Here is a 20,828-nt window from a genome sequence, read left to right on the forward strand (position 1 = left end):
CTTCTCAGCGCATGTCTGCACGCGCGGCAAAGTCCGCCACGCCCCGCGTCGTCCTCTCCACCTTGCGGATGCTGCCGTCGTCGTTGAAGTGCAGATACTCCGCCGCGACATGGCGCTGCTGCTTCGCGCAAGCGGCGCCGGGCACGTCCAGCCAGCGGTGATAGAAGAGGATCCAGCGCCCCTGGTACTGGACGATGGAATGGTGGTTGTTCCCGCCCTCGGCTTCCATGATGACGCCGCGGTAGGTCCAGGGACCCCTGGGCGCGGTGGCGGTGTAGTAGGTCAGGATGCGGTTGTGCTCGGGCATCGTGAAGTAGTAGAGGCCGTTGCGCTTGAACACCCATGGCCCTTCCATCGGCGGCTCATAACCCCCCATGTCCATCTTCTGCAGCTCGCCCTTGAGGCTGCGCATGTCATCGGCCATCTCCGCCACCAGGTAGTTGACGCCCGAGGTCCGGCTGTAGAGATAGGCTCGGCCGTCGTCGTCGATGAAGAGGGCGGGATCATTGGCATAGGGCTTGCGCCATAGCGGGGCGCCGATCATGTCCTTGAAGGGGCCGGCGGGCGAGTCGCTCTCGGCGATGCCTATGCCCATCCACTTGGTGCTGCGCTCCGGGTGCTGCCTGTCCTTGACGCCATTGCCGGCGGGGAAGACGAGGTAGTACTTGCCGTTCTTGTAGGCCGCGTCGGGCGCCCAGGCGTAGTCGTCGGCCCACTTCAGGTCCTTGACCGACAGCACAGCGCCATGACCCGTCCAGTGCACCAGGTCGCTGGACGAGAAGGCATGCCAGTCCTTCATGTGGAAGTCCTCCTGGCATTCCTCGTCGTGCGAGGTGTAGAGCCACATCCTGCCGTCGGGCCAGACATGGCCGGAAGGGTCGGCCGTGCGCAGGTCCTTGCCGAGGGCCAGGGGGTTCTGGGCCTGGCAGGCCGAGGCGGCAAGCAAGGCGGCAAGCGCGAGGGGCATGAGCTTCATCTCTGGGTCTCCGGGGCGCAGGCGCCGGCTTGCAGTTCGGCACCCACAAACGTCAGGTCGCGTTGCTGGGCCGTCAGGCGCAGGGGCCCGACGGGTCGTTCGCGCAGATCGAGTGTCGCGGTGAGGCGGTTGGCCAGCACGCCCTGGGCCCAGGCGGCGTCCTGCGTGCCCCGCGGCCATCGCAGCGCCTGCGTGCGACCGTCGACGCTCAGCTCGGCCTGCCAGGCTTCGCCAGCCTGCAGCGGGTAGGCGGGCAGCACGTGGACGTGAAGGCAACTGGCGCCGTCGGGCACAGCCGCCTGAAGTTCCAGCGAGGCACCGGGCCGCAGCGCCGTCCAGCCCAGTTCGGGGATGCGGCGCCAGCCGTCGGAAGCCGTCACGTTGAGCAGTGGCAGCGCCTCCAAGGGCGGCACCGGGGCCAGATCGGAGGCGGCGATGGCCAGCTCGCGCAAGGCGTCGGGCGCGGAGCCACCCAGGCCTGCGGCCGGCAGCAGCGGCGCCAGTTGGCGATAACGCGGCCACAGGCCATCGGCCGGTTCCTCGGCCAGCATGCCGACCCAGCGGCCGGCGTTGTAGCGGGCGGTCAGGGCCTTGAGGCGCTTGTCGGCACGCACCGCCTGAGCGGCGAAAGCACGCGCGCCGGCCGGGTCGCCCTCCATCACCGCGGCATAGCGCTCCAGCGCGAAGAAGCGCTCATTGGCCAGGGCCGAGGCGCGCAGTGGATATTCGACGAGCTGGAAGAAACCGTCGCGCTGAGCGGGCGCGATGCGCGGGCGCTGCGCGTCGAGCCGGCTCAGCAGTTGCGCGAAGCGGGCCAGGCGCTCGTTCACCAGGGCCGGCGCCAGGCCGCTGCGGCGCGGCTTCTCGCCGGGCAGCTGGTATTGCAGATGCTCGGGGCGGCGCTCGAAGTTGAGGCGGTAGTAGCCGTCCCAGAGGTCGGCAAGTTCGGGGATGCCGAACAGGCGCCGGGCGAGGTCGCGCAGATACGCCTGCTGACCCTGCGCACGGACGGCTGTCGGGTTCCAGGCCAGGTCGAACCAATGGCTGAGATTGATTTCGTGCGGCTTGATGTCGCCGGCATTGACCATCCACAGACGCTGCGCGCCGGCATCGAAGGCGCGGCCCATCTCCTCGGCGACCAGTGCCGGCGGCGTCGTGCTCAGCCACAGATAGGACAGCGGCGCGCCGAGATAGCTCAGGTGGTAGTAGACGCCCGAGCCGCCGGAACGCTTCGCCTGGGCGGCATCCGGGAACTGGCGGATGTAGCCGAAGTTGTCGTCGGGCCAGACCAGGGTCACGTCCTCGGGCAAGTCCAGGCCGGGCAGCAGCGGCAGCACTTCCTTGTAAGGCACGAAGACCTGGGGCAGCGTGGCCGGGTCGCCCACATGCCGGGCCAGCAGTTCGCGCTGGTCCTTCAGCACGCCGTTCAGCAGCGCCTGCTTCTGGGCCGGCGTGCCGCCGCCCTGCATGCCGGAGTCGTGGATGCCGCGCATGCCCAGGGTGTAGAGGTTGTCGAAACGCCCGTTCGCCTTCAGCCGCTCGGCCCAGTAGTCGCGCAGCTGCTGCGGGTGGGTGGCGTAGTTGTATTGCTCCGGCGGCGCCTGCCACTCGGCGACGTTGTTGCGCAGCAGCGGCTCGGCGTGGGACGAGCCCATGACGATGCCGTAGCGCTGCGCCAGTTCGGCATTGCGCGGGTTGGCATTGAAGGCGCCGGAGACCTGGTGCATGGCCGGCCACAGCGTGTTGGCCTTCAGGCGCAGCAGCAGGCGGAATACCTGCTCGTAGGTGCGCGGGCCTATCGTCGCCGCCTCGGGTTCGAAGCTGCGCGAGGCCCAGGGGAAGAGGCCCCAGTCCTCGTCGTTGATGAAAAGGCCGCGGTACTTCACGGCCGGGCCGTCGAGCAGCGGCGCATCGAGGCGAAGGTGCAGCGGGCCGCGTTTGAGGGGCGCGACATCGGCCCACCAATGCCAGGGCGAGACGCCCAGGGCCTGGCTCAGGGTGTAGACGCCATAGGCCGTGCCGCGGCGGTCGGCACCGGCGATGACCAGGGCCGCCTTCACGCCCGGCGCGGGGTTGCGCAGCAGCTCGATATGAAAGCATTCCCAGCAGCCCCGGAGCCGGCCGAGGTCCAGGCCCGCTGCATCGATGGCGGGGTGGTGGCCGGCGGTGCCGATCCAGATCTGCACGGCGCCCTGGCGACCGACCCGCAGGCCCAGCCGCTTGAAGTCGTCGGCGAGGTCCCGGGCGACGAAGGCTTCGAGCGGGTCGGCGCCCGGCGCGGCGACGATGACGGCGCCGTCGAGCGGAACGCTGTCGGATGTGGCCCGCGTGTCGACCGAGAACCCTGCCTGTACCGTGCCGGCCAGGCTCGACAGCAGGGCCAGCAGCAACGCGCGCATCAACGGGCTCCGAAGACGCGGCGCAGGTCCGGCGGCGGCGCGCGGCGATCGACGGTCAGCCAACCGTCCTGCAGCTTCAGCTCGGCCACCTGGATGACGGTGCGTTGATGCCAGCGGTCATCGGCCTTGGCCTCCGGCTCGCCGCCCTGATGCACGAAGTAGAAGATGAAGGCGCGACCGTCGATGACCTGGACGTCGGGATGCTGGCCGCGGGCGCGGTCGGTGGGCGCCGTGCCGATGTCAGCGAGCAGGCGGGCGGGCTGCTCCTGCCAATGCTCGGCATCGTCGGAGCGCAGCACCAGCAGGCCCTTCCACAGGTCGGCCACCAGCCACCATTGATTTGCAAAGCGGAAGACCTTGGGACCTTCGGCCGGCAAGGGACTCACCGCGCCGCGCGGCGTCCAGGCCTGCAAGTCGGCGCTGTCGGCGAACTTGAGCTTGCTGCCGCCGACCTCGTCCTTGTACCAAAGCCGCCAGCCGCCGTTCTGCAGACGGGTGACGGAGGCGTCGATGACCTTGCTGGAGCCCAGTTCGACGCGGCCGGCGCAGGTCCAGGTGCGCAGGTCGGTGCTGGTCAGGTGCTCGATGCGGCGCTCGCCGGTCCAGCTCTTGTGCACGCCGGGCACGACGGTCAGCCACAGGTGATAGACGCCGTCGGCGTCGAGGATCTCGGGCGCCCACAGCGTGGCGCCGGTGCATTCGGCCGGGAACTTCGCCTCGCCCGACACGCGCCAGCGGTTGCCGTCGCCCGTCGTTGCGATGCCAATGGGCGTGGCATGCACCCAGCTGACGTCCTTGGGGTCGTCCAGCCGCAGCGTGGCGCGCCGGTTGGTATAGAACATCTCCCAGCGCTTCAGGCCGCGGTTGAAGACCAGGGAGACATCGGCCGCACCGTCCCACACCGGGTCGCGGTAGAGGGGCCGCGCTGCCGGTTCGACGCTGACGCAGCCTGTCAGCAACGCCATCAACAACAGCGCAAGGAATTTCATGGCGTCGTGATGGGCAGGTAGCGCGGCGGCTTCATGCCGTGGCCGAGATGAAAACTGGTGTGCGGCGGCTGGTTGTAGCCAGCGTTCTGGTTGGCCACCTGCACGCGGTACTGCGGATCGTGCATCAGCGTCACCAGGCGGTGCTCGGTGGGGATCGCCGTCGAGAAGATCAGCAGGGCCGTGCTGTCCTCGTTGCGCCAGACGACCTCCTCCCGCCAGTCGCCGAAGAGATCGGCCGACAGCACCGGCGTGCCCTTGGTGCCATTGTTGGACGCGGCGCCGAAGGCCTTGCCGTTGAGCAGGTTCTCGAACTTGAACCTGGCCGGGTTCCACTTGTCGATGGAGACCTGGTCCAGCGACTCACGCAGCAGGTCGCCGTCCCACCAGATGGCGAAGTTGTAGCGATTCGGATGCTGCTCGCTGATGAGCTTGCCGCCCGCGCTCATCAGGCCGCCGACCGAGCCCCAGCATTCGGCGCCGGGCCAGGCGGGATCGATGTCGAAGCAGACGCCACGACCCACATCGTTGTTCTTTCCGGACATGCTCCACAAGACCTTGCCGGTGGCGGCGTCGTGCATCTCCAGGCCATGCTGGCCGTAGCAGCGCGGCGTCTCATGCACCATGAAGACCTGCTGGCCCTCGCGCGCCGGGTCGAAGGCGCCGACGTGCAGGGCGTCGCCGTGACAAAGACCGGTGCTGTAGAGCAGCTTGCCGGTGCTGGCGATGGTCGCAGCGCCGTAGATGATGTCGTCACGGCCATCGCCGTCGACGTCGGCGACCGAGAACCAGTGGGCGCCCTGCCCTGCGGCCGGCTTGGCTGATGCGTCGGCGTCGCTGTCGAAGACCCAACGCTGGGTCAGCTTGCCGTCGCGCCAGTCCCAGGCCGCCAGCACGGCGCGGGTGTAGTAGCCGCGCGAGAACACGGCGCTGGGCCGCTGGCCGTCGAGGTAGGCCACGCCGGCCAGGAAGCGGTCGACGCGATTGCCATAACCATCGCCCCAGGCCGTCACCTCGCCGCGCGGCGGCGTGTAGGGCACCGTGGCCATGGCTGCACCGGTCAGGCCGTTGAAGACGGTCAGGAACTCCGGCCCGGCCAGCACATAGCCGGCCTCGTTGCGGTAGTCCGCCTTGGCGTCGCCGATCATCTTGCCGACACCGTCGACCGTGCCGTCGGCGGTCTTCATCATCACCTCGGCCTTGCCGTCGCCGTCGAAGTCATAGGCGAGGAAGCTGGTGTAGTGGGCGCCGGCGCGGATGTTCCGCCCCAGGTCGATGCGCCACAGCCGCGTGCCGTCGAGCTTGTAGGCGTCGAGCAGCGTGGGGCCGGTGTAGCCCTTGTGCGAGTTGTCGTGGGCATTGGTCGGCTGCCACTTGACGATCAACTCGTACTGGCCGTCGCCGTCGAGGTCGGCGGCCGAGCCGTCGTTGGCCTCGTAGCTGTAGGCCACGCCGTCGGGCGTCACGCCGCCTTCGGGCTTTTGCAGCGGCACGCGCAGATAGGGCTGGCTCCACGGCGCCACGGCTTGCGACGCCGGCTGTTCCTTGCCATCGACAACAGCGTGCACCGTGTAGAGGCTGTCGGCACGGCCTTGCGCATCGACCAGATTGGTCAACGCCTGCGGCTCGCGGTTGATGCGCTTGCCGTCGCGGTAGACGTTGAAGCGCACCTCGGCCGGCTCGGTGCCCAGCAGCCGCCAGCTGACGAAGACACCGGACGAGGTCGACAGCGCGACGACGCCGCGGTCCAGCCTTTCCATCTGCCTGGGCTGTGCCTGAGCCAAGCCCGCCAGCAGCAGGCAACAGGCAAGAAGGCAGCGTGAAAGACTCATGGTGATGCTCTAAAAAAAACGGCCCCAGCGGGAGCGGGGGCCGGCGCGCTCAGGGCGCAACACAGAGGCCATGCCGGCCCGGGAGTTCGATTCGGCTCAGAGCTTGTAGCCCAGGGTGACGTAGTAGCGGCGGCCCGACCAGGCCAGCTCGTTGGGGCGGCCCAGGTCGCCGGCATAGGTCAGCTCGGCCTGGTTGGTCAGGTTCTTGGCTTCCAGGGCCAGCGTGAAGTTCTTGGTGGCCTTCCACTGGATCTTGGCGTCCAGATAGCCGGTCTTGTCGGCGAAGTTCGGATTGCCGGACACGTCGTTGAGACCGGTGTAGTACTTGTCGCGGTAGGCGTAGGCCAGGCGGGCGTTGAAGTTGCCGTCGTCGTACCACAGGCCCAGGTTGTAGGAGTTCTTCGACAGACCCGGATAGGGCAGGATGGAGTTGTCCAGCGGGCTGATCAGCTCGTTGCCCTTGGCGTAGCTGAAGGCCATGCGGGTGTAGTTGGCATCGACGCCGAAGTTGCCCAGCCAGCCGGGCAGGAAGGACAGCGCCGTGCGGCCGGCCAGCTCGATGCCCTGGGTCTTGGCGCCCTCACCGTTGATGGCCTGGGTCACGTCGAACAGGCGGCCGTCGCCGTAGAAGTCGACGCCGCGGTTCACGATGCCCTTGCGGACATAGGTGCCGATGTTGGTGCGGAAGGTGGCCAGGCTGACCTGGGTGTCACGGCTGGGGTAGTACTCCAGGCTCAGGTCGTACTTGGTGGCGCGGTAGGGCTTGAGGTCGGGGTTGCCGGCCGTGCAGTCGTCGGTGCCGTCACCGCCGCGCGCCGGGTCGCCGCTGCCGGTCGTGCAGGTGACGTTGGGGGCCAGCAGGTCGATCGCCGGACGCGCCATCACCTTGGCCGCGCCCGCGCGGACCAGCAGCTGGCCGTTGATCAGCTGCAGCGTGCCGTTGAGGCTGGGCAGCACGTCGTTGTAGCTGTTGCTGAGCGACACCACGGTGTTGCTGTTGACGAGCACCGAGCAGCTCGACACGGTGGCCGGGTTGCAGGTGCGGTCGGTGCGGATGCCGGTCGAGGTCACGTCGGTGCGGGTGTAGCGCACGCCAACGTTGCCATCCAGCGGCAGGCCGAAGATCTCGGTGCCCCAGTCCAGCCGCACATAGCCGGCCTTGACCTTCTCGGTGATGTCGAAGGCCGGAATCTGCGGATAGGTCTTGCCGTCGTTGCCGGGCGTGTTGTAGAGGTATTTCTGGGTGAAGTCGCTGGTATCGAAGATGCCCGACGCCACCGTGGCCGCATAGCTCGGCGCCGTCCAGTTCGCGGGCACGCCGGAGACGTCGCCATAGCCGCCCAGGAAGGTGCCGGGCGACTTGGTGCGGATCGCGTTGACGATCTCCTGCATGCGCGCGCCGGTCACGTAGGCCGTCTTGAAGCCGCTGTTGATATAGGTCTGCGCGTCGTTGGGACGTTGCGCCGTGCCGGTGTAGAGCGGGTCCCAGATGAAGGTCTGGTTGACGTTGGCGGTGCGGGCATTGACGTCCACCGCTTCGTCGGTGGCGGTCAGGCTGCCGTTGTTCTGCACCAGATAGCCGCCGCCGTTGTACTGGCGCGAGCTGGACTCGCGCGCCTGGCCGCCGAACCACAGGCTCTGGAAGAAGGGGTGGTCGAAGTTGTACTGGAGGTCCAGCTTGGCCTGGCGTTCGGTGTTCTTGGTGGCCGACGGGCGGTACTGCATCTGCGCCTGGACATAGGACGAGGCGTTGTCGGGGCTGTAGGCCGACGGGAAGGTGAACTGCGGCAGGCGGCTGCCGTCGAGCTTGACGACCAGGCCGGGCGCGTTCTGCGTCAGCACGATGTTGTTGCTCTCGCTCTTGTAGTCGGACTTGGAGTCGCCGAGCAGGCCTTCGATGCGCCAGCTGCTGTTCTTGAACTTGAAGCCGGCGGTGGTGTACTTGGAGTCGATGTCCAGCGCGAAGTCTCGCGCCGAGGTGCTGAACGCGCCCTGGCCGCCCTGACCCGCCACGTTCAGGCAGTTGCCCGCGGTGAACTGCGTGACGTGGTGGTTCTCCACCACCATGCCGGCGGGCGTGGTGGCTGTCGGCGCGGCCACGCAGGTGCCGGCCGTCTGCACCGTGGCGTCAGCGCGGTAGACCGGGGCATTGCCCGCCGAGGCCAGCCGCGTCACCGCCGAGAAGTCGGTGCCGTAGTTCATGTCGTTGAGCCGCTGCGCCTGCTTGTTGGCCTGGTAGCTCACGTAGGCGTCCAGCTCCTTGGTGAACTGGTACTGCGCCGTCAGCTCGGCCGAGCTGCGCTTGTGGTCGCGGGTCCAGATGCCATAGCGCGAGATGCGCGGCGAATAGTCGAACCACTGGGACAGGCAGGCGTTGCGGTCGGTGGTGTTGGTCAGCGCGGCGCAACCCGCCGAGGTCGTCACGGCCGCGGCGTTGGCGTTCAGGCTGGTGACGGTCTTTTCGGCCGAGAAGTCCCAGTCGCGCAGAAAGGCCCAGGAGGTGTTGCGCGAGAAGTCGCCGCGCGTGTAGATCTTGTCGTAGACGAGGTTGGCCATCAGGCCCAGCTTGCCGTCCAGGAACTTGTCGGCCAGCAGCAGCGTGCCGCGCGGCTGCAGCCCCCCGCGCAGGCTGCCCTGCTCGGCCGCCAACGTGCCGGCGACGGTGGTCTTGGTGAAGTCCAGCGGCTTGCGCGTGGTGATGCGCACGGTGCCGCCGATGCCGCCTTCGGTCAGGTCGGCGGTGGATCCCTTGATGACGTCGATGGAAGCGATCAACTCGGACGCCAGCTCGCGCAGTTCAGCGCCGCGGCCGGCGCCGCCGTTGGTGCCGAGCACCGACATGCCGTTGATCTCGACGCGGTTCAGGTCGGGCTCGACGCCGCGGATGGAGACCTGCGAGCCCTCGCCGAACTGGCGCGACAGCTGCACGCCGGTGATGCGCGACAACGCCTCGCCGACGTTCTTGTCGGGGAACTGGTCGATGTCTTCCGCAACGATGCTGTCGCTGACCGTCGAGCCGTTGCGCTTGCGGTCGATGGCGCTCTGGATGGAGCGGCGGATGCCGGTGACGGTGACGGTGTCGAGCTGCTGGGCCTTGGCTTTGTCGGCGGCGGGCGCGGAGGCAGCTTCGGCCGGCGCCGCGGGCTGCTGGGCCTGGGCCTGGCCGGCCAGGGCGGCCGAGATGGCGAGCGCCAGCGGAGTCCAACGCGAAACCGGTGCGGCGCCGTGAATCTTCTTCAGCATTTTGTCTGTCTCCAGAATATCGACCGGGAAAGGGCTCAAAACGACCCTCTTTAATGCCCCGGAGACAGTCTAGGGCGCTGGTTTTGCCGCGTGTTCACACAGCAGCAAAGAATCAAGAGCGTGAGCGGTTCGCCCCCGCGTAAACCCTGGAAAGACGCAGGTTCCGATCAAATTTCTGATTATCCGGGAGCGTCCGGCGAACCCCGTGCGCATCAATGCCCATCGAAGCTGCCGGCCGGCAGGTCGCGAGAGCCAAGGCATGCCCGGCAGCTTGAGCGTCAGCCCGAAACCGCATCGAATATCCCCATGCAATAAAACCCGCTCAAGGCGGGTTTTATGCAGAATTCAGGATATTCAGATTTGAATATTTTCCGACTTCGTCAATATTGAAGTCAGCCGCCGGAGAAATCTCAAGGCCGGCGCTCCAGCCAAGCCTTGGGCACCGGCACGACGCAGATATTCATCTCGCGCCCGTCGGCGGCCAGCATGGCGGACTGGATTTCGATCTTCCTGCCGTCAGGGCTGAAGGTCGGGTGCACATGGTCGCGCGCCGTGGTCTTGTGGCCGGTGGTCAGCAGCATCATTTCGCGCGTCCGGCGGTCGATCAGGTAGAGGCTGCGGCTGAAGTCGTCGCCGACCGCGAAGCGACCGTCCGGCGAGCCATGCACATGCCACAGGCCGCTGCCCGATGGCGTCTGGCCGACCAGGTTCACTTCGCGGGTGCGCAGATTGACGATGGCCAGGCCGGTGGGCTTTTCACGCGTGCCGGCGTCGCCCCAGGCGGCGTCCTGGCCCGGGTTGGCGCCGCCCACATCGGTGCCCGCGGCGCGCAGGGGGTCCTCGACGCCGGGAATGGCGCGGTGGCCCATGATGGCCAGGGCCACCTCGTCCTTGCCGATGACGGCTTCGTGCGTGACCCACTCATAGGGCGCCTCGGGGTAGAGGGGGCGCAGGCCGCTGCCGTCGCCCTTGACCGTCCAGGTGCGCTGCGGCGACTTGCCGCCCGTCTCCCAGCTGAACACCAGCTCGCCCGGGTTCCAGAGATTGGCCTGGATGTGGCCGATCTGGAAAGGCACGGAGACGACATGCTGGATCTCGCCCGTCTTCACGTTGATCTTGCCGATGGCATGCGGTCCCGCACCCATGCCGCGCGGGCCGAAGGGCGCTTCGATCTTGGTGCCGGCGGGCAGCCTGGCGCCCGCATAGGCCTTGCCCTGGATGCGGAAGTAGAACCACTGACCATCGGCATCGAGCGCGTTGTCGCCGAAGGCCTCCAGTTCGGCCGGCAGCGTGGCGATGACGCGCTGGTAGCTGCCCGCCGGCTTCATGGCGCCGGCCTTGCTGTCGGCAAAGACGCGATCCAGGTCAACCTCGATGGCCTGCATGACCTTGGCCGCGCCCGCGGGATCCTTGCGCAGGAAGTAGAGCTTGTTGCCGCCCGATTGCGCGAGATTGAGCATGCCCTCGTAGCCGCCCTCGGTGACCTGCACCATCTCGCCGCTGGCCTCGTTGACGGCGATGGCTTCGCCCTTGACGCGATTGGAGCGGAATACCAGCCATTGGCCGTCGGACGTCCATTGCGGGTGGCTGGGATAGATCTTGGAGTCGCCGCGCGGCTGGGTCGTCAGGAAGGTCAGCGGCGTGCCGGTGACGGGGTCATTGACGACGCGCTTTTCGGAGGGAAAGCGCTGGCCGATCTGGGCCCAGGCGGGCGCGAGAACCAGCAGCAGGGCCAACAGCAGGGAGGTCTTGCGAAGCGACATGGTGAGAGCTCGGGTCAGGGTGAGGCGACTCTAGGACTGCGACCTTTGCTGGATGTTGCTGGCCTCCAATCGCTCAAGAACTTGCGCCGTCACGACTCGCGCGCCGGGCCGCGGCCTCCTAGCATCCGCCCCATGATCCGCCCCATGATCCGCACCTTCATCGCCCTGCTCTCGCTGCTGGCCCTGCCCGCCGCCAACGCCCAGCAGTTCACCGCCAGCACCGACCCGGCCAAGGCCCAGGTCCAGTTGCCCGCACCGGCCCGCGCCGACCTGCCGTCGATCATCCTCATCGGCGACTCGACGGTGCGCAACGGCCACGACGACGGCCAGGGCAAGGGTGCCGAAGGCCAGTGGGGCTGGGGCAACCCCATCGCCGCCTACCTCGACGCGGGCAAGGTCAACCTCGTCAACCGCGCCGTCGGCGGCCTGAGCAGCCGCACCTACCGGACCAGCGGCCATTGGGATCGCAGCAAGGCCTTCATCAGACGAGGCGACTGGGTGCTGATGCAGTTCGGCCACAACGACGCCAGCCCGGTCAATGACAACAGCCGCGCCCGCGGCGTGCTGCGCGGCACGGGGCCCGAGACGGAAGAGATCAACAACCTGCTGACGGGCAAGCCCGAGACGGTCGCCACTTACGGCGCCTATCTGCGCGGCTATGTCGCCGAGATCCGCGCGCTGGGGGCCACGCCCGTCATCTGCTCGCCGGTGATCCGCAAGCGCTGGGAGGCCGACGGCGTGAAGGTGACGCGGGCCGGCGGCAACTACGCCGCCTGGGCGGCCGAAGTGGCGAAGCAGGAAGGCGTGGCCTTCATCGATCTCAACGAATGGGGTGCGCAGCGTTACGAGGCCCTGGGCAGGGAGACTGTCGAAAAGCTCTTCCCTGCCGACATGCCGCAGGAGACCGTGCACACCAACTGGCTGGGCGCGGCCGTCAACGCCCAGTTCGTCATCGCCGGCCTGATCCAGAACAAGGTCCTGCCCGACGCCTTCTATCTGCGCCGCTTCGCGCCCGACGGCAGCGATGACCGGCCGGTGGTCGACGCCCGCAAGGTCAAGGTCGAAGCGCCGCGCGACCCCAGGCTGCCCAGCCTGGTGCTGATCGGCGATTCCACCGTGCGCAGCGGCGGCCAGAACGGCGCCTGGGGCTGGGGCGAGCGCCTCAGCGCCTTCTTCGACACCCAGCGCATCAACGTCGTCAACAACGCCATCGGTGGCCGCAGCAGCCGCACCTTCTTCACCGAGGGCCGCTGGGCTGCCGTGCTCGAGCAGTTGAAGCCCGGCGACACCCTGCTGGTCCAGTTCGGCCACAACGACGGCGCCCGCATCGGCGACCCGGCCGGCAAGAACCGCGGCTCGGTGCCGGGCACCGGCCCCGAGGCCGTGGAAGACACCAAGCCCGACGGCACGAAGGAGATGGTGCAGAGCTTCGGCTGGTATCTGGCCCGCTACATCAGCGATGCCAAGGCCAAGGGAGCGAGCGTCGTCATCCTGTCGCCTGTTCCGCACAAGGACCGCTGGCAGGCGGGCCAGCCGCGCGACTTCGAGAACTACGCCGCCTGGGGCGAACAGGTCGCACGCGCCAACGGCGCCCGGTTCATCGACCTGACCCTGCTCATCACCGAGGCCTACCGCGCCGTGGGTCCCGAGCGCGTCGAAACCTATTTCTCGGATGCCCGCACCCACACCAACGAGGCCGGTGCGGTGTTCAACGCCACCCAGGTCGCCCGCGGGCTCGGGCAGTTGCCGGGCCAGCCCCTGCAGGGCTATCTGCGCAACCCTTCGCTCTGATTTTTCGCAGCTGCTTGCCAGCGCCAAAAAACTTCGCTTAGAATGGCGGGCTCAGGCGCTTTAGCTCAGTTGGTTAGAGCGATGGAATCATAATCCACAGGTCCGGGGTTCGAGTCCCTGAAGCGCCACCAAAATCCGAACGGCCCGAGCACACTGCTCGGGCCGTTTGTCTTTTCAGACCCGCTTTGCAGCCGCCGCGGCGACTGCTTACGCAGCCACTGGACATGCCATGTACCGCTGTGTTCTCCCGCTGGCGCTCGCCGCCACCTGCCTGGTCGCCCAGGCGCAAACCCATCGCTTCTTCCCGGCCACCGCATTGCGCGGCGAGTTCGTCATCACGCAGTACCCCGACGTGCTGTTGAACGGCAAGTACGCACGCCTGGCGCCCGGCAGCCGCATCAAGGGTGACACCAACTTGCTCGTGCAACCGGCCGGCCTGACGGGCCAGAAGCTCATCGTCCACTACACCGTGGAGTCCAGCGGCCTGATCATGGACGTCTGGGTGCTGAACCCGGCCGAGCTCGCCAACAAGACCTGGCCGACGACGCCGGCCGAGGCCGCGAGCTGGCAGTTCATTCCCGGCAACCAGACGTGGGTCAAGCCATGAGCGAGGCGCCCCAAAAGAAGGTCTACATCAAGACCTTCGGCTGCCAGATGAACGAGTACGACTCGGACAAGATGGCCGACGTGCTGGGCGCCGCCAAGGGCTACACGCCCACCGACGACCCCGAGCAGGCCGACCTCATCCTGTTCAACACCTGCTCGGTGCGCGAGAAGGCGCAGGAGAAGGTCTTCAGCGACCTCGGTCGCGTCAAGCATCTCAAGGCCAAGGGCGTCATGATCGGCGTCGGCGGCTGCGTGGCCTCGCAGGAAGGCGCGGCCATCATCGAGCGTGCGCCCTATGTGGACGTCGTCTTCGGCCCGCAGACCCTGCACCGCCTGCCGCAGATGCTGGAAGCCCGCCGCGAGCAGCGCCGCCCGCAGGTCGACATCTCCTTTCCCGAGATCGAGAAGTTCGACCACCTGCCGCCGGCCAAGGTCGAGGGCGCCTCGGCCTTCGTCTCCATCATGGAAGGCTGCTCCAAGTACTGCAGCTACTGCGTGGTGCCCTACACCCGCGGCGAAGAGGTCTCGCGGCCCTTCGACGACGTGCTGACAGAGATCGCCGGCCTGGCCGACCAGGGCGTCATGGAGATCAACCTGCTGGGCCAGAACGTCAATGCCTACCGCGGCAAGATGGGCGACACGGCGGAGTACGCCGACCTGGCCCTGCTGCTGGAATACGCCGCCGAGATCCCCGGCATCCAGCGCCTGCGTTTCACCACCAGCCACCCCAACGAGTTCAGCCCCCGCCTCATCGAGGCCTACGGCAAGATCCCGCAGCTGGTGAACCACCTGCACCTGCCGGTGCAGCATGGCAGCGACCGCATCCTGATGGCCATGAAGCGCGGCTACACGGCGCTGGAGTTCAAGAGCATCGTGCGCAAGCTGCGCGCCATCCGCCCCGACCTGCGCCTGGCCAGCGACTTCATCGTCGGCTTCCCCGGCGAGACCGACGAAGACCACGCCAAGCTGATGAAGCTGGTACAGGACGTCGGCTTCGACGCGTCTTTCAGCTTCATCTTCAGCCCCCGTCCCGGCACGCCGGCCGCGGCGCTGGAGGACACGACGCCCTACGAGGTCAAGGTCAAGCGCCTGCAGGAGCTGCAGGCCGCCATCGAGGCGCATGCCATCGGCATTTCGCAGGGCATGGTGGGCAAGGTCGAGAAGGTGCTGGTCACCGGCAACGCCCGCAAGGACGCCTCCGAGCTGATGGGGCGCACCGAGTGCAACCGCATCGTCAACTTCGCGGGTTCGCCGCGCTTGATGAACCAGCTCGTCGATGTGCGCATCACGACGGCCTTCGCGCATTCCCTGCGCGGCGAGGTCGTCACGACTGAGGAGGTGCTCAGCGCCTGAAGCTGAGCAAATACCAGGGTGGCAGGGCCACGCCGAGCACCAGCAAGGCGTAGCCGGCCATGCGGCCGTCGCGACCCAGCAGAATCAAAGTCGCGATGGTGGCCACCGTGCCACCCGCCGCTCCCCAGGCCCACAGCTTTCGCCAGCCCAAAGACTTCGCCTCACGCCGCCACAGCCCCTTGATCGCCAGCGCCAGCAGCGCCGCCAGCCCCCAGGCGGGCGCAAACAGGTTGGTGATATGCCAGAAGGCGTCGAGAGGGCTCATTCGGACTTGACCGGCGTCAGGGGCGGAAAAGCCGCGAATCCTACAATTCAGCTTCCATGTCGGTCTTTGCTCTCGGCCTGAACCACAACACCGCCCCGCTCGATCTGCGCGGGCGGTTTGCGTTCACTCTCGAACAACTGGCGCCGTCGCTGACCGGCCTGCGCCAGAAGCTGTCCGGCACGCCCGAGGCCGCCATACTGTCCACCTGCAACCGCACCGAGGTCTATGTGGCCGCGCCGTCGGCCCTGGTGCAGCCCGCCATCGCCTGGCTGGCCGACACCGGCGGCGTGCAGGCCGGCGCCCTGCGCGAGCACGCCTATGTGATGCAGGGCAGCGATGCCGCCCGCCATGCCTTCCGCGTCGCGGCCGGGCTGGACTCCATGGTGCTGGGCGAGCCGCAGATCCTCGGCCAGATGAAGCAGGCCGTGCGCGAGGCCGAGAACGCCGGCGCCCTGGGCACGACCCTGCACCAGCTCTTCCAGCGCAGCTTCTCGGTCGCCAAGGAAGTGCGCAGCTCCACCGAGATCGGCGCCCACTCCATCAGCATGGCCGCCGCCGCGGTGCGCCTGGCCGGCCAGCTCTTCGAAGACCTGGCCAAGACCCGTGTGCTGTTCGTGGGCGCCGGCGAGATGATCGAGCTGACCGCGACTCACTTCGCGGCCAAGACACCGCGCCAGATGGCCGTCGCCAACCGGACTCTCGAGCGCGGCGAAAAGCTCGCGACACATTTCGGCGCCGAGGCCATGCGCCTGGCCGACCTGCCCGAGCGCCTGCATGAGTTCGACATCGTCGTCTCCTGCACCGCCTCCAGCCTGCCCCTGATCGGCTTGGGCGCCGTCGAGCGGGCGCTGAAAAAGCGCAAGCACCGCCCGATGTTCATGGTCGACCTGGCCGTGCCGCGCGACATCGAGCCCGAGGTCGCCCAGCTGGACGACGTCTACCTCTACACCGTCGACGAGCTCGCCGCCCAGGTACAGACGGCCGGCGAGAAGCGCCAGGCCGCCGTGGCCCAGGCCGAGGCCATCGTCGAGACCGGCGTGCAGAGCTTCATGCACTGGCTGGACCAGCGCCACACCGTGCCGCTGATCCAGGCCCTGCATGCCCAGGCCGACGACTGGCGCGCGCTGGAAATCGCCCGCGCCCGCAAGCTGCTGGCCAAGGGCGCCGACGTGGACGAGGTGCTGGACGCCCTTTCCAGGGGCCTCACCCAGAAGCTGCTGCACGGCACGCTGGCCGAGCTGAACAGCAGCGACGGCGAGCAGCGCTTGCAACTGGCCCAGACGGTGTCGCGCCTCTTCCTGCGCGGCAAGCAGTCTTAGCGGCGCTCACCTGCCGCCGCCCGGTGCTCCAGGATCAAGTCCTCGCGCCGCCCCTGACTGCCCTTCCCGTTTCCCGCCATGAAAGACTCCCTGCGCCAGCAGTTCGACCGCCTCGGCTACCGCCTCGCCGAGCTCGACGCCCTCCTCGCCGACGGCAGCATTGCCGCCGACATGAAGCGCTATCGCTCGGTGACCAAGGAGCAGGCCGAGGTCTCCGGCCTCGTCGAGCGCTACCGTCGCTACCAGACTCACGAGGCCGACCTCGCCGCCGCGCGCGAGATGCTGGACGACCCCGAGATGGCCGAGATGGCGCGCGAGGAGATCGCCACCAACGAGGCAGCACTGACCGCACTCGACCAGGAGCTGCAACTCGCGCTGATCCCCAAGGACCCCGACGACGAGCGCAACGCCTTCCTGGAAATCCGCGCCGGCACCGGCGGCGATGAGTCGGCCCTGTTCGCCGGCGACCTGGCGCGCATGTATCTGCGCTTCGCCGAAGCCCAGGGCTGGCGCACCGAGATCCTGTCGGAGAACGTGTCGGACCTGGGTGGCTACAAGGAGCTGGTCGTGCGCGTGGAGGGCGACGGCGTGTATGGCCGGCTGAAGTTCGAGTCCGGCGGACACCGCGTGCAGCGCGTGCCGGCCACCGAAACCCAGGGCCGCATCCACACCAGCGCCTGCACCGTCGCCGTGATGCCCGAGCCCGACGAGGCCGAGGCCGAGGCCATCACGCTGAACCCGGCCGATTTGCGCATCGACACCTTCCGCGCCAGCGGCGCCGGCGGCCAGCACATCAACAAGACCGACTCCGCCGTGCGCGTCGTCCACCTGCCCACCGGCATCGTGGCCGAATGCCAGGACGGCCGCAGCCAGCACAGCAACAAGGCCAAGGCGTTGCAGGTGCTGCAGGCCCGCATCCAGGAAAAGGAGCGCAGCGAACGCGCCGCCAAGGAGGCCGCCACGCGCAAAGGGCTCATCGGCACCGGCGACCGCAGCGACCGCATCCGCACCTACAACTTCCCCCAGGGGCGGCTGACCGACCACCGCATCAACCTGACGCTCTACAAGCTGGGCCAGATCATGGACGGCGACCTGAGCGACGTCATCCAGGGCCTGCTGGCCGCCCAGGCCGCCGAACAGCTGGCCGAGCTGGAAGCCGGGCGCACATGACGGTTGATGAAGCGCTGGCCCTGGCGCGCCAGCTCGGCATCGAGCGCGGTGACGCGCAGACGCTGATCGGCCATCTGACCGGCCAGAGCCGCACCTGGCTCGTCACCCACGGCGATGCGCTGGTGCCCGCTGCCGATGCCGCCCTGCGCCGCCTGGCCGCTGGCGAGCCGCTGGCCCACCTGACCGGCTGGCAGCCCTTCCACGGCCTGCTGCTGCAGGTCACGCCAGCCACGCTGATCCCGCGTTCCGACACCGAGACCCTGGTCGACTGGGCGCTGGAGCTGCTGGCCGCCCTGCCTGGTGAGCCAACCGTCGTCGACCTCGGCACCGGCAGCGGCGCCATCGCCCTGGCCATCAAGGCCGCCTGCCCGCGCGCCCGGGTCACGGCCGTCGACTTCAGCGCTGACGCCCTGGCCGTCGCCCGGTCGAACGGCGAGAGGCTTGCGCTGGAGGTCGACTGGCGTTGGGGCAGCTGGTTCGAGCCGCTGGCCGGCCAGCGCTTCGACCTCGTCGTCAGCAACCCGCCCTATATCGCCGGCGACGACCCGCATCTGCCGGCCCTGCGCCACGAGCCCCTCACGGCGCTGACGCCCGGCGGCGACGGCCTGGCCGATCTGCAGACCCTGATTGATGCTGCGCCGCAACATCTGAACGCCGGCGGCTGGCTGCTGATGGAGCATGGCTGGGACCAGGCCGAGGCCGTGGCTTCGCGCTTGCAGGCGCAAGGGTTTTCCCAGGCCACCTTGAGGCGCGACCTGGCCGATCGGGCCCGCGCCAGTGGTGGCCGCTGGGATGCAACGGGCTGAAACCACCCCGAAATGTGTGATGTATTGCTGCCAGTTCTTGATTCCCGTAACTGAGCCGCGGGCGTAGTATCAAATCCCGGTGCCAGCCGATGCACCGCGCAGGAGACGATCATGGCCCGCCTTGCCAGCGCCGCAGTTCTGAGCCTCGCTGCCCTTTTTGGTGCCGCTTCAGCGTGGGCTGACAGCGATGCCAATCCGCGTTGGCAGGCCCGATTGCAGCTCAGCAGCGTCGACGGCGGCAGCGAGGCCCAACTGCCTCACCTCGGCGGCTCCCGCGTTCTCAGCGCCAACCTGCTGGGCGACTACTACCTCACCAGTTCCGGCTTCTCCAGCCTGCGCGGCGGCCTGCGCGCCACCGGCGGCGTGCTGATGGGTCCCCTGTCCATGTCCCAAAGCAGCGGCGGCCTGGCCTTGGGCAGCGGTTCCATCACCGCCGGCCGGCGCAGCCTGTCGCTGAGCGGGCCGGACGCCTATTCGGTCGACAACGCCAATCTTTCCTATGTCGGCATCGGCTACACGGGCCGCGTGAACCGGGGCGGACTGGCCTTCAGTGCCGACTTCGGCCTGATGTCGGGCACCTACGGCGGCCTGCGCTTTGGCCGCAGCAGCGCCCAGGGCTTCGAGGACGCCATGCGCGACCTGCGCTTCAAGCCCCTGCTGCAACTGGGCCTGGCTTACAGCTACTGATAACGGACGGGATCCGTCCGGGATAATTGCGGTTTTGCCTTTTCAGAGAACTGCAATGAGCGACGTTCAGCAACGCATCGACGACCTGGTCAAGTCCAACCGAGTCGTGCTCTTCATGAAGGGCACGGCCCAGTTCCCGATGTGCGGCTTCTCCGGCCGCGCCATCCAGATCCTGAAGGCCGCCGGCGTGACCGACCTGAAGACCTTCAACGTGCTGGAAGACGAGGAAGTGCGCCAGGGCATCAAGGACTACGCCAACTGGCCCACCATTCCCCAGCTCTACATCGGCGGCGAATTCGTCGGCGGCTCGGACATCATGATGGAGATGTACGAGTCGGGTGAGCTCCAACAAGCCCTGGCTACGGCGTGACCCGCCTTGTCGTCGGGCTGACGGGCGCCACGGGCGCGGCCTATGCGCTGCGCCTGTTGCGCCGCTCGCGTGAGCTGGGCATCGAGACCCATCTGATCGCGACGCCCGCCGGCATCCTCAATGCCCACCACGAGCTCGGCCTGGACCGCTCGGCCCTGGAAGCCGAAGCGAGCCACGCCTATGCGCCCGGCGACATCGGCGCCTGCATCGCCAGCGGCAGCTTCGCCACGGCCGCGATGGTCGTGGCGCCCTGCTCGATGAAGTCCCTGGCCGCGATTGCCCACGGCCTGGGTGACAACCTGCTGACCCGCGCCGCCGACGTGACGCTGAAGGAGCGCCGCCGCCTCATCCTGATGGTGCGCGAAACGCCCTTCAACCTGGCGCATCTGCGCAATATGGTGGCGGTGACCGAGATGGGCGGCATCTGCTTCCCGCCGCTGCCAGCCTTCTATCACCACCCCAAGACCATTGAAGAGATGGTCAATGAGACGGTGGAAAGGGTGCTGGAGCTGGCCGGCGTGGCCCAGGCCCAGCCCAAGGCTTGGACCGGCCTCTAAGGGCGAACTGCCGGGTGAATCGGGCCTTGCACGGCCCTTGAGATGGCCAGCCCACCGGGAAGATGTCGGCTGGAACCGACTCTCAGGGGAACGCCGTGGTGACGGGTCTCAATGCCTCGCTGCTCAACTATCTGTCGACGCCGGGCCTCGACAACTCGACGGCCAACAGCAAGACGGCCGCCAACGCGCGCACCAAAGACAACTCGATCACTTCGCAGGCGGCTCAGGCCGCGCTGCAGCGCGCGGCCGGCACGGCGAAGTCGTCGGCAGCCAACCATCAGCTCGACGCCGCCCAGAAGAAACTGGGCACCGACCTGCGCGCTGCCCTGGACAAGGCCGGCGTCCACCTCAGCGGTGCCGTCGACATCTCGGTGAACAGCGACGGCAGCGTGGCCTTCAACGGCTCCGACGACGACAAGGCGGCGATGAAGGCCTTCCTGAAGGCCGACACCAGCCAGCCCAGCTTTGCCAACCGCATCGCCGACCAGGCGAAAGAGGCGATGAAGCTGTCGACGACCATCCAGCAGAACGCCGCCATCTCCCAGGCCGCCAAGCTGGCCCGCTCGGCCGGCGGCGTGATGTCGCTCTACACCTCGCTGATGCAGCAGAGCAGCAGCACCAGCGTGGTGTTCTCCATCTCGTCGACATCGAGCTCGCTGACCTATCCGGGCTCGCTGGCGGCCAGCGCCTGACGAGCCCGGTGCC

17 protein-coding genes and 1 tRNA gene are annotated in these 20,828 nt (G+C 67.9%); 11 read left to right on the top strand and 7 right to left on the bottom strand.

All coding sequences use genetic code 11. The features are described from left to right. Nucleotides 1–4 precede the first annotated feature (4 nt). The 6 genes from AC3WOE_RS09375 to AC3WOE_RS09400 form a co-directional block, all read right to left on the bottom strand. A complete protein-coding gene (locus AC3WOE_RS09375; RefSeq protein WP_492689959.1) occupies nucleotides 5–976 on the bottom strand; it encodes a family 43 glycosylhydrolase in 972 nt (323 codons plus the stop codon). Continuing rightward, nucleotides 973–3,375, bottom strand: coding sequence for a glycosyl hydrolase 115 family protein (locus AC3WOE_RS09380; protein WP_492689960.1), 2,403 nt, complete (start codon nucleotides 3,373–3,375; stop codon nucleotides 973–975). Before AC3WOE_RS09380 ends, AC3WOE_RS09375 begins: the two co-directional genes overlap by 4 nt. Beyond that, entirely contained in the window at nucleotides 3,375–4,364 is a 990-nt protein-coding gene (locus tag AC3WOE_RS09385; RefSeq protein WP_492689961.1) for a hypothetical protein, read from the bottom strand. The genes AC3WOE_RS09380 and AC3WOE_RS09385 overlap by 1 nt, the downstream gene beginning before the upstream one ends. Beyond that, nucleotides 4,361–6,193, bottom strand: a complete 1,833-nt coding sequence (locus tag AC3WOE_RS09390) for a rhamnogalacturonan lyase (protein ID WP_492689963.1) — start codon at nucleotides 6,191–6,193, stop codon at nucleotides 4,361–4,363. Before AC3WOE_RS09390 ends, AC3WOE_RS09385 begins: the two co-directional genes overlap by 4 nt. 96 nt (nucleotides 6,194–6,289) lie before the next feature. Then, the gene (locus AC3WOE_RS09395) at nucleotides 6,290–9,436 is read right to left on the bottom strand and encodes a TonB-dependent receptor (RefSeq protein ID WP_492689965.1); all 3,147 of its coding nucleotides are present in this window, start codon (nucleotides 9,434–9,436) and stop codon (nucleotides 6,290–6,292) included. 410 nt (nucleotides 9,437–9,846) lie between these two features. After that, entirely contained in the window at nucleotides 9,847–11,199 is a 1,353-nt protein-coding gene (locus AC3WOE_RS09400; protein ID WP_492689966.1) for a hypothetical protein, read from the bottom strand. A gap of 132 nt (nucleotides 11,200–11,331) precedes the next feature. Between AC3WOE_RS09400 and AC3WOE_RS09405 the strand changes: the two genes are divergently transcribed. The 4 genes from AC3WOE_RS09405 to miaB all read left to right on the top strand — a co-directional run bounded on the left by AC3WOE_RS09405 (nucleotide 11,332) and on the right by miaB (nucleotide 14,949). After that, entirely contained in the window at nucleotides 11,332–12,990 is a 1,659-nt protein-coding gene (locus AC3WOE_RS09405; protein WP_492689968.1) for a rhamnogalacturonan acetylesterase, read from the top strand. A gap of 54 nt (nucleotides 12,991–13,044) precedes the next feature. Further along, a tRNA-Met gene (locus AC3WOE_RS09410) sits at nucleotides 13,045–13,121 on the top strand. A 98-nt stretch (nucleotides 13,122–13,219) separates the two neighbouring features. Further along, complete coding sequence (locus AC3WOE_RS09415; RefSeq protein WP_492689970.1) at nucleotides 13,220–13,597, top strand: hypothetical protein; 378 nt, start codon at nucleotides 13,220–13,222, stop codon at nucleotides 13,595–13,597. Then, on the top strand, nucleotides 13,594–14,949 hold the full coding sequence (miaB, locus tag AC3WOE_RS09420) for a tRNA (N6-isopentenyl adenosine(37)-C2)-methylthiotransferase MiaB (protein ID WP_492689972.1): 1,356 nt from the start codon (nucleotides 13,594–13,596) through the stop codon (nucleotides 14,947–14,949). The genes AC3WOE_RS09415 and miaB overlap by 4 nt, the downstream gene beginning before the upstream one ends. On the opposite strand, the gene AC3WOE_RS09425 is transcribed toward miaB, so the two are convergent. Next, nucleotides 14,939–15,214, bottom strand: a complete 276-nt coding sequence (locus AC3WOE_RS09425; protein WP_492689974.1) for a hypothetical protein — start codon at nucleotides 15,212–15,214, stop codon at nucleotides 14,939–14,941. The two genes, miaB and AC3WOE_RS09425, sit on opposite strands and share 11 nt — an antisense overlap. A 56-nt stretch (nucleotides 15,215–15,270) precedes the next feature. Between AC3WOE_RS09425 and hemA the strand changes: the two genes are divergently transcribed. From hemA to AC3WOE_RS09460, 7 genes are all read left to right on the top strand, one after another. Further along, nucleotides 15,271–16,533, top strand: coding sequence for a glutamyl-tRNA reductase (gene hemA, locus AC3WOE_RS09430; protein WP_492689976.1), 1,263 nt, complete (start codon nucleotides 15,271–15,273; stop codon nucleotides 16,531–16,533). A gap of 78 nt (nucleotides 16,534–16,611) precedes the next feature. Further along, nucleotides 16,612–17,703 carry a peptide chain release factor 1 gene (gene prfA, locus AC3WOE_RS09435; protein WP_492689978.1) on the top strand — a complete coding sequence of 364 codons (1,092 nt, stop codon included), beginning with the start codon at nucleotides 16,612–16,614 and terminating at the stop codon, nucleotides 17,701–17,703. Next, nucleotides 17,700–18,509, top strand: coding sequence for a peptide chain release factor N(5)-glutamine methyltransferase (prmC, locus tag AC3WOE_RS09440; RefSeq protein WP_492689980.1), 810 nt, complete (start codon nucleotides 17,700–17,702; stop codon nucleotides 18,507–18,509). The genes prfA and prmC overlap by 4 nt, the downstream gene beginning before the upstream one ends. Nucleotides 18,510–18,620: 111 nt before the next feature. Continuing rightward, on the top strand, nucleotides 18,621–19,196 hold the full coding sequence (locus tag AC3WOE_RS09445) for a hypothetical protein (protein WP_492689981.1): 576 nt from the start codon (nucleotides 18,621–18,623) through the stop codon (nucleotides 19,194–19,196). A 55-nt stretch (nucleotides 19,197–19,251) separates the two neighbouring features. Next, a complete protein-coding gene (gene grxD, locus AC3WOE_RS09450; RefSeq protein WP_310263237.1) occupies nucleotides 19,252–19,566 on the top strand; it encodes a Grx4 family monothiol glutaredoxin in 315 nt (104 codons plus the stop codon). Then, on the top strand, nucleotides 19,563–20,123 hold the full coding sequence (locus AC3WOE_RS09455) for a UbiX family flavin prenyltransferase (RefSeq protein WP_492689982.1): 561 nt from the start codon (nucleotides 19,563–19,565) through the stop codon (nucleotides 20,121–20,123). Before grxD ends, AC3WOE_RS09455 begins: the two co-directional genes overlap by 4 nt. A gap of 95 nt (nucleotides 20,124–20,218) precedes the next feature. After that, nucleotides 20,219–20,815: a hypothetical protein gene (locus AC3WOE_RS09460; protein WP_492689984.1), complete on the top strand. Its 597-nt coding sequence runs from the start codon at nucleotides 20,219–20,221 to the stop codon at nucleotides 20,813–20,815. Nucleotides 20,816–20,828: the final 13 nt, after the last annotated feature.

The sequence above is a fragment of the Roseateles sp. FW305-36 genome (genome assembly GCF_058787015.1).